Here is a 12,560-nt window from a genome sequence, read left to right on the forward strand (position 1 = left end):
TCAGAGATACAAAGAGTGAGCGCTATCCTTCGTACGGTGGACATCCTCGCGTACGTGTCCGATGCCTCACGACCAATCCGCGAGAAGTAGCCAAGTCGACATCAGATCTGGCCAAGAATAGGCACCGACCCTTCGCGCGGGCGGGGTCAGGGCCCTTGAATTTGCCTGATCGGGCGGTGAGATGGAAATGAACCTGAGCAGCGTGCACACCTACGCGGTCGGCCACCTGGCCGAGGACCCTCCAAAGAAGGCGAATATCGACACCATCATCGGGGGCATCGCCCCCGACTGGGGGCCGTTCGCCAGCCTCGGGTCGGAGGCGCGGGTGATGGTCGAGGTCGTCATGGCCGTGGCCATCCTCATCTGCCTCGGCATCGCCGTCTGGGGTGCGGCCAAGCAGCGGATCGGTGCGACCGCGCTGCGGGACAGCTTCGGCGCCGAACAGGGCAAGGGACTGATCGTCGCCGGCCTGACCGGCGTGTTCATCATCGGATCGCTCGGCACTCTGTTCACCATTGTCTACGGTATGGCGATCTGACGATCGGGCAGTCTTGGTCCGGAACGTCCGAGGCCAGGTCCCCCGACCGGACCGCCCCGGCCGGCCCCGCCAGGAACCCACCCCGTACCCACCCTCCGTCCGCGCCCGCCCCCGGGCGGAGGGCCCCCGGAGCCGCCCGGCTCCCCGCACCAGGAGGGCCGCCGTGCCGTTGTCCGACGACCAGCCGCACACCCGTACGCGGCTGCCGGTCGGCGAACAGCCCTCCTCCCAGTCGAACCAGCGTCAGTCCAGGCCGCTGCGCACCCTGCTGACCATCCTCGTGGTCGTCACCCTGCTCGTGATCGCCATCTCCATCGCCAACCGCGGCAAGCCCGACCCGGGCGACTCCGGCCACTCCGCCGACCGCGCCGCCCCCAGCGCCGCCTCCGGCGCCGGCCCCGCACCCAGCGGCGACCAGCCCGTCACCACCACCGCCAACGGCATCGCCTCCGGCTTCCCGCACAGCGACCAGGGCGCCCAGTCGGCCGCCGCCAACTACGCGGTGGCGATCGGCTCCGCGGACATGTTCCGCACCGACAGCCGCCACACCATCGTCGCCACCATCGCCGACCCGGGCGCGGTGGCGACGCTGCAGAGCCGCCTGGACCAGGGCTTCTCTCCGGAGACGGCCGCCCGCTACGGGCTCGACGCCCAGGGCCGCGCCCCCAAGAACCTCACCTTCGTGAGCCGCACCGTCCCGGTCGGCACCAAGTCGACCGGCTACAACGACGGCGAGGCCAAGGTCGAGGTGTGGTGCACGGGGCTCACCGGCCTCGCCGGGCAGCTCTCCGTCCAGCCGGTGACCACCAACTGGTTCACCCTCACGCTCGCGCTGCGCTGGACGGGCGGCGACTGGAAGGTCACCGACTTCAGCAGCAAGCAGGGCCCCGCACCGATGCCAGGGGACCAGCAGGCCGCAACCGCCGACGAGATCACCGGCGCTGTCCAGCAGTTCGGGGGGTTCCGCTATGCCCGTTGACCAGACCTCGCGCCGTCCCCTCGCCCGCAGAGTGGGGGCGCTGGCGGGTGTGCTGACCACCCTCCAGGTGTCGGCGCTGCTGACGGCGCAGCGCGTGTTCGCCGATCCCTCGCCGACCGCCACACCCACCTGTCAGAAGGTCGACCTCCCGATTCCCGGCAGTGATGCCGGATGCGCGCCCAATGGAGCTGTCGTCATCCCCGGTGGCGGTGCCGTCGGCAGTGTGACCGATCCGCTCGGGTCGTTGGCCAAGGGGTGTGCGCAGGCGGCGGCCTGGGTGGTGCGGAACCTGTCGGGGGCGATCGACGGGACGACGAAGGTGGACTTCACCAATGCGTCGTTCCTGCAGCAGTACGCGGTGGTGTTCGCCGTGTCGACGGTGATCACGCTGGTGCTGTGGCTGCTGGCGGTGACGAAGCGGGCGGTGCGCGGGGCGCCGTTGACGACGGCGTTCACGGAGGCGATCGGCTTCCTGTGGCTGACGGTGGTGGCCTCGGCGTTCACGCCGTTGATCCTGTACACCGTGGTGAGCGTGACGGACGGGCTGACCAAGGCGATCGCGGTGGGGACGAAGTCGGACACCGGGACGTACCTGGGCGGGTTCGCCGACACGTTGGAGAAGGGGGACGTCGGCGGTGGGCCGCTGATCCTGGTGATGGTGTCGCTGGTGGCGGTGCTGGCCGCGGCGGTGCTGTGGATCGAGCTGCTGATCCGCGCGGCGATGCTGTACGTGGGCGCGCTGCTGGGGACGGCGGTGTACGCGGGGCTGGTGGACAAGCAGCTGTGGAAGCACGTGCGCCGGTGGGCGGGGATGATGGTGGCGGTCGATCTGGCGAAGCCGATCATCGTGATCATCCTGGGCCTGGCGGGTGCCGTGGCCGGCGGGAGCGGGGCGGACGACACGTTCTCGCGGGTGCTGTCGGGGCTGGCGATCCTGTTCCTGTCGATCTTCGCGAGTGCCGCGGTGTACCGCTTCGTGCCGGGCTTCGGCGACGAGATGCTGAACATGCGCCGGGCCCGGGCGAGCGCGGTGCAGGCCGGTTCGGCGATGATCAACGGCACCGCGAACCTGATGAAGCAGGGCATCACCACCCACGGCGACCGCGGTCCGGTCGGCGGGGGTGGCGGCGGGGGCGCCGGCGGCGGGTCGGTCGCGCCGGGCATCGCCGCGCACGCCGGCCGGACGCCGGCCCCGCCGCAGCAGGCCGGGCCGCCGCAGACGCCGGTTCCGATCCGTGACAGCAATCCAGCGAAGGGAGGGTGACGGGTAAGTGAGCAGCGAACCGCTCGGCCAGTACGGCGCCCAGTACGCCCAGCCGTACGTGCACCAGCGCCGCACCTACCTGATCGGCAAGGCCCGCCCGAACGCGCCGATCGGCCGGAACCGGGAGTCCGGCGAGATCGTGCTGATCATCTTCGGGGCGTTCCTCGGCATGCTCTGGGGTCTGCTGATGCCGGTCCTGCCGCTGCGGATCGCCGGTCTGGTCGGCCTTCCGCTGCTGGCGATCGCGGCGGTGTACGTGCCGTACCGCAAGCGGACGTTCTACAAGTGGGCGGAGATCAACCGGACGTACCGGCGGACGGTCCGCAGCGGGCGGGCGGTGTGGCGGTCGGACGCGATGGACGCCGGCACCCGGCTGGACGGCCGGGAGGTGGAGGTCGGCCCGCCGCCGGGGGTGGGGCGGCTGCGCTGGCTGACCGCGCCGTTCGGGCCGGACGAGGTCGGGGTGCTGATGCACCTGGAGCGGCGGACGGTGACGGCGGCGATCGAGATCGAGGGCCCGGGCGTCGGGCTGCGCGACTCGGAGGACCAGGAGGCGCTGGTCGACCGGTTCGGCACGCTGCTGAAGCACGTGGCCAACGGGGACGGCTTCGTGACCCGGCTGCAGATCCTGGCCCGGACGCTGCCGGCCGACCCGGACGCGCACGCCAAGGACGTCGAGCGGCGGGGCGATCCGGACGCGCCGCGCTGGCTGCAGGACTCGTACGACCAGCTGCAGTCGATGGTGTCGACCTCCTCGGAGCAGCACCGGGCGTACCTGGTGGCCTGCATGCACTACACCCGTGACCTGGCGGCGGAGGCGCACGCGATGGGCCGCAGCGCCTACGACCAGCCCTCGGCCGGCCGGCGGGCCCGGGACGACGACGGGCTGGCGGCCGTGATGGCGCGCGAGCTGACCGACATCTGCGCCCGGCTGGCGGAGGCGGACATCCGGGTGCGCCAGCCGCTGGGCCAGGCCCGGCTGTCCTCGCTGCTGCACTCGATGTACGACCCGGACCACCCGATCGACCACATCCAGGCGATGTCCCGGCGCAACGCCTGGCCGGCCGAACTGGACGCGACGCACGCGCAGTTCCTGCGGGCGAAGACCCGGGAGTCGGCGACCCGGGAGCCGTGGTGCCACGCCACCGCGTGGATCAAGGAGTGGCCGCTGACCCCGGTGGGCGTCAACTTCCTGGCGCCGCTGCTGGTGCACACCCCGGACGTGATCCGGACGGTCGCGGTGACGATGGACCTGGAGCCCACCGACGTCGCGATCGAGCGGATGCTGACCGAGAAGACCAACGACGAGGCCGAGGCGAGCCGCGCGGCCAAGATGAACCGGACGGTCGACCCGCGCGACCTGGCCCACACCGGCCGGGTGGACCAGCGCGGTGACGACCTGGCCTCCGGCGCGGCCGGGGTGAACCTGGTCGGCTACATCACGGTCTCCTCGCGCAATCCGGACGCGCTGGCCCGCGACAAGCGGACCATCCGTGCCTCGGCCGGCAAGAGCTACCTCAAGCTGGAGTGGTGCGACCGCGAGCACCACCGGGCGTTCGTCAACACCCTGCCGTTCGCCACCGGCATCCGCCGCTGAGCACGCGCGCACCCGTCCCACCGCTGTCCGTCCACCGCTGACACCCCAGGAGGCCGCCCATGGCACTCGGCAACCTCACCGAGGCGTTCACCAGCCTGATGTTCGGCAAGGTGGAGACCACCCGGCTGCCGGTGCGCACCTCCACGGGGCAGGCGCAGGCGGTCTACCTGCCCACCGCCGCACCGGGGTTGGGCGACTCCGGAGTGATCATCGGGCGCGAGGTGTACAGCGGCAAGGGCTACGTCTACGACCCGTTCCAGCTGTACGGGCAGCAGCTGCCGGCCCCGCACTGGCTGGTGCTCGGCGAGTCCGGCAACGGCAAGTCGGCGCTGGAGAAGACGTACGTGCTGCGGCAGTTGAGGTTCCGCGACCGGCAGGTCGTGGTGCTGGACGCGCAGGGCGAGGACGGCGTCGGCGAGTGGAACCTGATCGCGAACGCGCTGGGCATAAAGTCGATCCGGCTGGACCCGATGGCGGCCCGGGACGGCGGGGTGAAGCTCAACCCGCTGGACCCGGCGATCACCCAGACCGGGCAGCTGTCGCTGCTGCGCACCATCGTCGAGGTGGCGATGGGGCGCGGGCTGGAGGAGCGGGCCGGGTTCGCGCTGAAGGCCGCGCACGCGCACGTCGCGGCATCGGTGAAGGGCCGCCAGCCGGTGCTGGACGACATCATCGACACCCTGCGCAATCCCGATCTGTCGTCGGTGGAGTCGCTGGGCGTGGCGGTGGAGGAGGTGCAGTCCTGGGGCCTGGACGTGGCGCTGGTGCTGGACCGGCTGGTCGACGGTGACCTGCGCGGCATGTTCGACGGGTCGACCACCGAGGGCATCGACCTGGACGCGCCGCTGATCGTCTTCGACCTCTCGCACATCGACCGCAACTCGATCGCGATGCCGATCCTGATGGCGATCGTCGGGGTGTGGCTGGAGCACACCTGGATCCGGCCGGACCGGAAGAAGCGCATCTTCCTGGTCGAGGAGGCCTGGCACATCATCAACAGCCCGTTCGTGGCCCAGCTGTTCCAGCGGCTGCTGAAGTTCGGCCGGCGGCTGGGGCTCTCGTTCGTGGCGGTGGTGCACCACCTGTCGGACGTGGTGGACGGCGCGGCGGCCAAGGAGGCGTCGGCGATCCTGAAGATGGCCTCCACCCGGACGATCTACATGCAGAAGGCCGAGGAGGCGCGGGCCACCGGCCGGGTGCTGGGTCTGCCGCGCTGGGCGGTGGAGATCATCCCGACGCTGTCGCCGGGCATCGCGGTGTGGGACGTCAACGGCAACGTGCAGGTGGTGAAGCACATCATCACCGAGGCGGAGCGACCGCTGGTGTACACCGACCGCGCGATGACCGAGGACGCGGTGGCCGAACGGGTGCGTGCGGAGCGGCAGTTGGCCGCCGAGCCGGGGGTCTGAGGCCGGCCCGCAGACGGCGTGCGGGCGGCTCGCACACGGCTCTCGCACCGGCCGGACGGCGATGGTTCGTCAGTAGGTAATCCTCTTGTTACGTCCGACCCCCTGACAGCTACGCGCGTTGACCCTAGGCTGCACGGGCGGAACACCTGCTTTTCCCGTGTTCCGCTCCGCCCGAACGTCCGGTCCTGGTCCACAGCCGGCGCTCCCCCAAGGTGCAGAGGACCCTCATGCTCACCGTCAGATCCCGACGTGCGGCGCTCGCCGTCGTCGCCGCCGCAGGTCTGTTCGGCACGGTGGCCGTGCCGACGGCCGCGCAGGCCGCCGACGCCAACGCGAAGCGTCACAAGACCGTCAACCTCCAGCTGCTGGCGATCAACGACTTCCACGGGAACCTGGAGCCCCCGGCCGGCTCGTCCGGCACGGTCAAGGAGATCGACCCGGCCACCGGCCAGGTCGTCTCGACGCCGGCCGGCGGCATCGAGTACCTGGCCACCGAACTGCGCCAGGCCCGGATCCCGGCCGACGACTCGATCACCGTCGCGGCCGGTGACATCGTCGGTGCCAGCCCGCTGACCTCGGCGCTGTTCCACGACGAACCGACCATCGAGGCGATGGACAAGCTCGGCCTGGACGTCACCTCGGTGGGCAACCACGAGTTCGACGAGGGCGCGGCGGAGCTGCTGCGGATGCAGGAGGGCGGCTGCCACCCGACCGACGGCTGTTACGAGCCCGGCCGTACGTTCAAGGGCGCCAACTTCAACTACCTGTCGGCGAACGTCACCGACGAGAAGACCGGCAAGACGCTGCTGCCCCCGTACTGGGTGACCAAGTCGCAGGGCGTGAAGATCGGCTTCATCGGCGTCACCCTGGAGGGCACGCCGAACATCGTGACCGCCGAGGGCGTCAAGGGCCTGAAGTTCGCCAACGAGGTCACCACGATCAACAAGTACGCCGCGGAGCTGAAGTCCAAGGGCGTCAACTCGATCGTCGCGCTGATCCACGAGGGCGGCTACCCGGCCAGCAACGTCTACAACTACGACTGCGGCGCGGCCGGCCAGGGCATCTCCGGCCCGATCGTCGACATCGCGAAGAAGATCGACCCGGCGGTCGGCGCCATCGTCACCGGCCACACCCACAACGCGTACGCGTGCAGCATCCCGGACCCGAACGGCGTGCCGCGCTCGGTGACCAGCGCCGCGTCCTTCGGCCGGCTGTTCACCGAGATCGACATGAAGCTGGACAAGACCACCGGCGAGATCGTGCGTCCCTCGGTCAAGGCCGAGAACCACGTGGTGCGCCGTACGGTCGAGAAGGCGCCGGACATGACCGAGCTGGTCCAGCACTACCAGAAGCTGGCCGCTCCGATTGCCAACCGCCCGGTGGGCTACATCGGCTCGGACATCAACGGCCGTGGCAGCAGCGACCTGGAGAAGCCGCTCGGTGACGTGATCGCCGACGCGCAGCTGGAAGGGCTCTCCCCGGCCGGCAAGGGCGGGGCGCAGGTCGCCTTCATGAACCCGGGCGGGATCCGCTCCGACCTGGTCTACAAGGCCTCGGGCAGCGAGGGCGACGGCGTGGTGACCTACGGCGAGGCGTTCACCGTCCAGCCGTTCACCAACATGATGCAGGTCAAGACGCTCACCGGCGCCCAGCTGGTCCAGCTGCTCCAGCAGCAGGTGAGCGGCCCCAACGACGCGGCGCCGAAGATCCTCCAGAACTCCGCGAACCTGCACTACACCCTGGACATGCGCAAGACCGGCGCGGACCGGGTGGTCGCCGATTCGATCCGGCTGAACGGCGCGCCGATCGACCCGGCCGGCAAGTACCGCGTCGCGGCCAACGAGTTCCTGGCCGGCGGCGGCGACGGCTTCCCGGCCTTCGCGGCCGGCACCGACAAGCTCGTCGGCGCCTCCGACCTGGACGTCTTCACGGCCTACCTGAGCGCCCACAGCTCGGCGGCCGCGCCGCTGAAGGCTCCGGCGCAGGACCGGATCAAGGTCCTCGGCCCGGGCAGCGACATCGACTGACCGTGAGCCGGACATGAGGACGGGCGGGGCGCTGTCGGGGCGCCCCGCCCGTCCTGCTTTCCCGGGCTATTCGGGGGCCGGCCCGCCGGGCAGCCGGAGGGTGGCCAGCGCGCCCGGGCCGCCGTCCTCGGCCGGGCCCAGGGTGACCTCGCCGCCCGCCTCCCTGACGCTCTGCGCCACGATCGACAACCCGAGGCCGGAGCCCGGCAGTTGGCGCGAGGAGGGGGAGCGCCAGAACCGGTCGAAGACGTACTGGAGCTCGTCCGGCGGGATGCCGGGGCCGTGGTCCCGGACGGTCAGCACGCCCTGCTGGAGCCGGATGTCGATGGTGCCGCCGGGCGGGCTGTACTTGACCGCGTTGTCGAGCAGGTTGATGACGGCCCGCTCCAGCGACGCGGCGTCGCCGTGCACGTACCAGGGCTCGGCGACAGTGTCGAAGGTCAGCCCGGGCCCGCGCAGCTTGGCCCGCTCGACGGCCCGGCCGACGATCTCGTGCAGGGCGACGACGGCGAGGTTGCGCACCGGCTTGGGGGAGTCGGGGCGGGAGAGCTGGAGCAGGTCGCCGATCAGGACGGTGAGTTCCTGCATCTGGGCCTTCATGTTGCCGAGCAGCTTGGTCTTGGTGGCGGCCGGTAGCGGGCGGCCGGTGTCGTTGCTGCGGATCAGCAGGTCGACGTTGGTGCGCAGCGAGGTGAGCGGGGTGCGCAGCTCGTGCCCGGCGTCGGCGATCAGCCGGGTCTGCCGGTCGCGGGAGTTGGCGAGGGCGGTGCTCATGGAGTTGAAGGAGGTGGAGAGCCGGGCGATCTCGTCGTCCCCGTGGACGGGGATGGTGGTGCCGACCTCCTCGGTGCGGGCGATGTGCTCGACGGCGTCGGTGAGTCGGTCGACCGGCTTGAGGGCCGAGTGGGCCACCAGGCGCCCGGCGACGGCGGCGAGCAGGATGCCGCCGAGGGAGACGGCGCCGAGGAGGATGGCGAGGCCCTGGAGGGACTCCTCGACGGGCTGGGTGGGGGTGGCGACCATGACGACGGTGGGCACCGAGAACTTGTGGCTGGAGGTCAACCGGACGATCGCGGGGGAGCCGTTGGTGTACTTCCCCTCCCGGATGACCGACTGTCCGGGCGGGAGCCGGAGGGCGGCGGTGTCCTCGGGCTTGGTCACGATCGCCTTGGTCGCTCCCGGGGGCAGGCAGACTCCCGCCTGCGAGAGGAACTGGGTGTCGCGGGGCACGGCACCGCTGATCTCCGGCATGGCGCCGCCGCGCTGGTGTTCCAGCGCGTCCTCCGGAGTGGGGTAGCAGATCAGCTTGCCGGGCAGGGCCGGAGGCGCGCCCGCCAGATCCGACTTCACCTGGTCGTACAGCTGCTTGTGCACGATGAACCAGCACGCGAGCGCCGACATCGCGATGGCGACCGCCACCGCGGCCGCGCTCAGGAAGGTGAGGCGGCTGCGCAGCGATTGGGACCGGAACCAGCGGGCGAGCCGCCGACGGCGCTTGGCGGTGCGCGGCGGGGCCAGCGGCGGGGGCGGAACCGTACTCACGCGTTCGCGCCGGCCGCCGGGCGCAGGGCGTAGCCGACGCCACGGACGGTCTGGATGAGGCGGGGCAGGCCGCCCTGCTCGGTCTTGCGGCGCAGGTACATCACGTACACGTCCAGGGAGTTGGAGGACGGCTCGAAGTCGAAGCCCCAGACCGCCTTGAGGATCTGCTCGCGGGTGAGGACCTGGCGCGGGTGGGAGAGGAACATCTCGAGCAGCATGAACTCGGTGCGGGTGAGTTCGACCGGCTTGCCGGCCCGCTCGACCTCGCGGGTGGCGGTGTTCATCCGCAGGTCGGCGAAGGAGAGCACCTCGCTGTCGTCCGCGGCGGCGGCGCGGGCGGCGGCGGCCTCGACGGCGAGGGCGTTGCGGCGCAGCAGGGCGCGGACGCGGGCGAGCAGCTCGTCGAGTTCGAAGGGCTTGGCGAGGTAGTCGTCGGCGCCGACGTCGAGGCCGGTGACGCGGTCGCCGACGGCGTCGCGGGCGGTGAGCATCAGGACGGGGACGGTGTCGCCGCGCGAGCGCATCCGGCGGACGGCGGTGAGGCCGTCCATCCGGGGCATCATGATGTCCAGCAGAACGAGGTCGGGCTTGTCGCGTTCGACGGACTCCAGGGCCTCGTAGCCGTCGGTGGCGGTGGCGACCTCGTAGCCCTCGAAGGCGAGGCTGCTCTCCAGGGCGTCCCGGAGGGCGGGTTCGTCGTCGACCACGAGGAGCCGGGCGGCGGGCTGGCCGGGCTCGGCGGGGGTGCGGTCGTCGGCGGACGCGGTCATGGGCGGCTGCCCTTTCTGCTGGGGTGGAGGGCCTGCTGGGAGCCATTGTCCGTCGTGCGGACGGGTGGCGGTGGTGGGCTACAGGGTCTGGCCCGCTTCGAGTTTCGGCAGGACCTGCTTGATGTCGTTGATCGGGATGGCGAAGCCGAGGCCGACGCTGCCGGCCGAGCTGTTTCCGGACGAGCCGGAGCCGTTCGGCGCGTACATCGCCGAGTTGACGGCGATGACCTGGCCGCTCGCGTTGATCAGCGGGCCGCCGGAGTTGCCGGGGTTGAGGGCGGCGTCGGTCTGGAAGGCCTTGTAGGTGGTGGTGTTGCCGCCGCCGGACTGCCGGCCGTTCTGACCGGGCAGGTGGGGGAGGCCGAAGCCGCCGTTGGCGCTGGTGCTGCCCTCGTCGAGCTGGACGGTGACGGTGCGGTTCTCGGCGCTGATGATGCCGGAGGTGACGGTGCCGGTCAGGCCGTCCGGGTTGCCGATGGCGACGACCGGGTCGCCGACCGCGACGGCGGAGGAGTCGCCGAGGACGGCGGGGGTGAGGTCGCGGGCGCCGTTCGCGGTGATGACGGCGGCGTCCAGGGCCTTGTCGGTGCCGGTGACGGTGGCCTGGGCGGTGGAGCCGTCGTGGAAGGTGACGGTGATCCGGCCGCCGCCGGCCGCGGTGTCGATCACGTGGTAGTTGGTCAGGATCCGGCCGTCCTTGTCGAGCACGACGCCGGTGCCGGTGGCGGTGCCGCCCGCGCTCTTCACGGTGATCTCGACGACGCTGGGCGAGACGGCGGCGGCGATGGCCGGCACGTCGGCGCCGCCGTCCGAGCGGGCGGAGACCGGGCTGGCGATGGTGCCGGTGCGGGTGTCGGCGCCCTGCCGGTCGGCGGTGACCAGCCCGCCGGCGACCCCGCCGAGGGCGGCGGCGACGGCGGCGACGGCGGTCACCAGGGCCAGCCGGCCGCGCAGCAGGCCGCGCCGGGCCCGGCCGCCGCGGCCGCCCTCGCCCTCGGGCCCGCCGCCGGGGCCGAGGATGGTGGGCGGCTCGGGCGGTACGGGCGGCGGCGGGGGCGGTCCGTCGAAGCCGCCGGCTGAGTGGTCCTCGCGGTGGGCGTGGGGGGCGTGGCCGCCGGTGACGACGGTGCCTTCGAGCACGCGGGGCTGCCGGTACGGGTCGTACGGGCCGTTCTGCTGCTCGCCGTGGGGGCCGTAGGCGTCCTGCGGGGGGCCGTACGGGTCGCTGGGGTGCCGGTGCTGTTCGCTCATGCCGACCAAGCTCCGCCCGGTGGATGAGGAGCGGATGAGAAGCGGCTCAGAACGGTCCGAGAAGCCCGTCGGCTTCTCATAAAGCCTGGTCAGGCCGCCCGTGGAGCGGAACCGGCTATTCCGCCGCGGCCCGGCCGGGGGCGGTCCCGTCGCAGCCGCAGGAGCGGCGGATGACCAGGCGGGCCGGGAACTTGCGGACCCGTTCGGTGTCCGAGCCGGGGACCATCAGCGAGTCGTCCAGCACCAGCTCGACGGCGGCGCGGGCCATCGCGTCGCGGTCGGAGGCGACGGTGGTCAGCGGCGGGTCGGCGAGGGCGGCCTCCGGCACGTCGTCGAAGCCGGCCACGGCGAGGTCCTCGGGGACCCGCAGGCCGACCTCGCGGGCGGCCCTCAGCACGCCGATGGCCTGGTCGTCGGTGGAGCAGAAGATCGCCCGCGGCCGGTCCGGGGAGCGCAGCACGCCGAGCGCGACCTCGTACGCGCCGTAGCGGTGGAACGGCGCGTCGATCAGGTGCGGTTCGGTGGGGACGCCGTGCGCGTCCATGGCCCGCTGCCAGCCCTCGACGTGGTCGATGACCGGGTCGCCGGGGGCGGGGGAGTCGACCGGGCCGCCGAAGCAGGCCACGTACGGGTGTCCGTGCTCCTCCAGCAGGTGGCGGACGACGGCCTCGGCGCCGCCCACGTCGTCGGTGACCACCGCGACGTCGTCGATCGCCTCGGGGCGGCGGTGCAGCAGCACGACCTTGGCGCCCTCCATCGCGGCGAACTCCTCGGCGGCGCGCTGCGAGGGGCCCTGGCTGACCAGGATCAGGCCGGAGACGCGCATGCCGAGGAAGGCGCGGACGTAGTGGACCTCGCGGTCGTCGACGTAGTCGGAGTTGCCGATCAGCACGAGCTTGCCGCGCTCGGAGGCGGCGCGTTCCACGGCGTGCGCCATCTCGGCGAAGAAGGGCTGGCGGGCGTCCGGGACGACCATGCCGATCAGGTTGGTGCGGCGGGAGGCCATCGCCTGGGCGACGCTGTTCGGCCGGTAGCCGAGCTGCTCGATCGCCGTGAGGACCTTCTCCCGGGTCGCGGGCGCGACCGGGCGCGGCCCGTTGTTGATCACGTAGCTGACGACCGCGGTCGAGGTCCCAGCCAGTCGGGCTACATCGTCGCGCGTCACCTTGGCCACGGAGGGAGT

The 12,560-nt window shown here is 71.9% G+C and carries 10 protein-coding genes; 6 read left to right on the forward strand and 4 right to left on the reverse strand.

Going from position 1 to position 12,560, the window contains the following annotated elements; genetic code table 11:
- Positions 1-187 precede the first annotated feature (187 nt).
- The 6 genes from VM95_RS02305 (at position 188) to VM95_RS02330 (ending at position 7,814) form a co-directional block, all read left to right on the forward strand.
- Positions 188-538, forward strand: coding sequence for a hypothetical protein (locus VM95_RS02305; protein WP_045692278.1), 351 nt, complete (start codon positions 188-190; stop codon positions 536-538).
- Positions 539-701: 163 nt separating this feature from the next.
- A complete protein-coding gene (locus VM95_RS02310; protein ID WP_045692279.1) occupies positions 702-1,517 on the forward strand; it encodes a DUF8175 domain-containg protein in 816 nt (271 codons plus the stop codon).
- Positions 1,507-2,781, forward strand: a complete 1,275-nt coding sequence (locus tag VM95_RS02315) for a hypothetical protein (protein ID WP_045692280.1) — start codon at positions 1,507-1,509, stop codon at positions 2,779-2,781. Before VM95_RS02310 ends, VM95_RS02315 begins: the two co-directional genes overlap by 11 nt.
- 7 nt (positions 2,782-2,788) lie before the next feature.
- Positions 2,789-4,378: an SCO6880 family protein gene (locus tag VM95_RS02320; RefSeq protein WP_045692281.1), complete on the forward strand. Its 1,590-nt coding sequence runs from the start codon at positions 2,789-2,791 to the stop codon at positions 4,376-4,378.
- A gap of 59 nt (positions 4,379-4,437) precedes the next feature.
- A complete protein-coding gene (locus VM95_RS02325) occupies positions 4,438-5,787 on the forward strand; it encodes an ATP-binding protein (RefSeq protein ID WP_045692282.1) in 1,350 nt (449 codons plus the stop codon).
- A gap of 227 nt (positions 5,788-6,014) precedes the next feature.
- The gene (locus VM95_RS02330) at positions 6,015-7,814 is read left to right on the forward strand and encodes a bifunctional metallophosphatase/5'-nucleotidase (RefSeq protein WP_045692283.1); all 1,800 of its coding nucleotides are present in this window, start codon (positions 6,015-6,017) and stop codon (positions 7,812-7,814) included.
- A 66-nt stretch (positions 7,815-7,880) separates the two neighbouring features.
- On the opposite strand, the gene VM95_RS02335 is transcribed toward VM95_RS02330, so the two are convergent.
- From VM95_RS02335 to VM95_RS02350, 4 genes are all read right to left on the reverse strand, one after another.
- Positions 7,881-9,356: a sensor histidine kinase gene (locus VM95_RS02335; protein ID WP_244178588.1), complete on the reverse strand. Its 1,476-nt coding sequence runs from the start codon at positions 9,354-9,356 to the stop codon at positions 7,881-7,883.
- Complete coding sequence (locus VM95_RS02340; RefSeq protein ID WP_045692284.1) at positions 9,353-10,126, reverse strand: response regulator transcription factor; 774 nt, start codon at positions 10,124-10,126, stop codon at positions 9,353-9,355. Before VM95_RS02340 ends, VM95_RS02335 begins: the two co-directional genes overlap by 4 nt.
- 78 nt (positions 10,127-10,204) lie before the next feature.
- Positions 10,205-11,377: a S1C family serine protease gene (locus VM95_RS02345; protein WP_045692285.1), complete on the reverse strand. Its 1,173-nt coding sequence runs from the start codon at positions 11,375-11,377 to the stop codon at positions 10,205-10,207.
- Between the two features lie 115 nt (positions 11,378-11,492).
- Positions 11,493-12,551 carry a LacI family DNA-binding transcriptional regulator gene (locus VM95_RS02350; RefSeq protein ID WP_045692286.1) on the reverse strand — a complete coding sequence of 353 codons (1,059 nt, stop codon included), beginning with the start codon at positions 12,549-12,551 and terminating at the stop codon, positions 11,493-11,495.
- Positions 12,552-12,560: the final 9 nt, after the last annotated feature.

It is taken from the genome of Streptomyces rubellomurinus (assembly GCF_000961885.1).
GTDB lineage: Bacteria > Actinomycetota > Actinomycetes > Streptomycetales > Streptomycetaceae > Kitasatospora > Kitasatospora rubellomurina.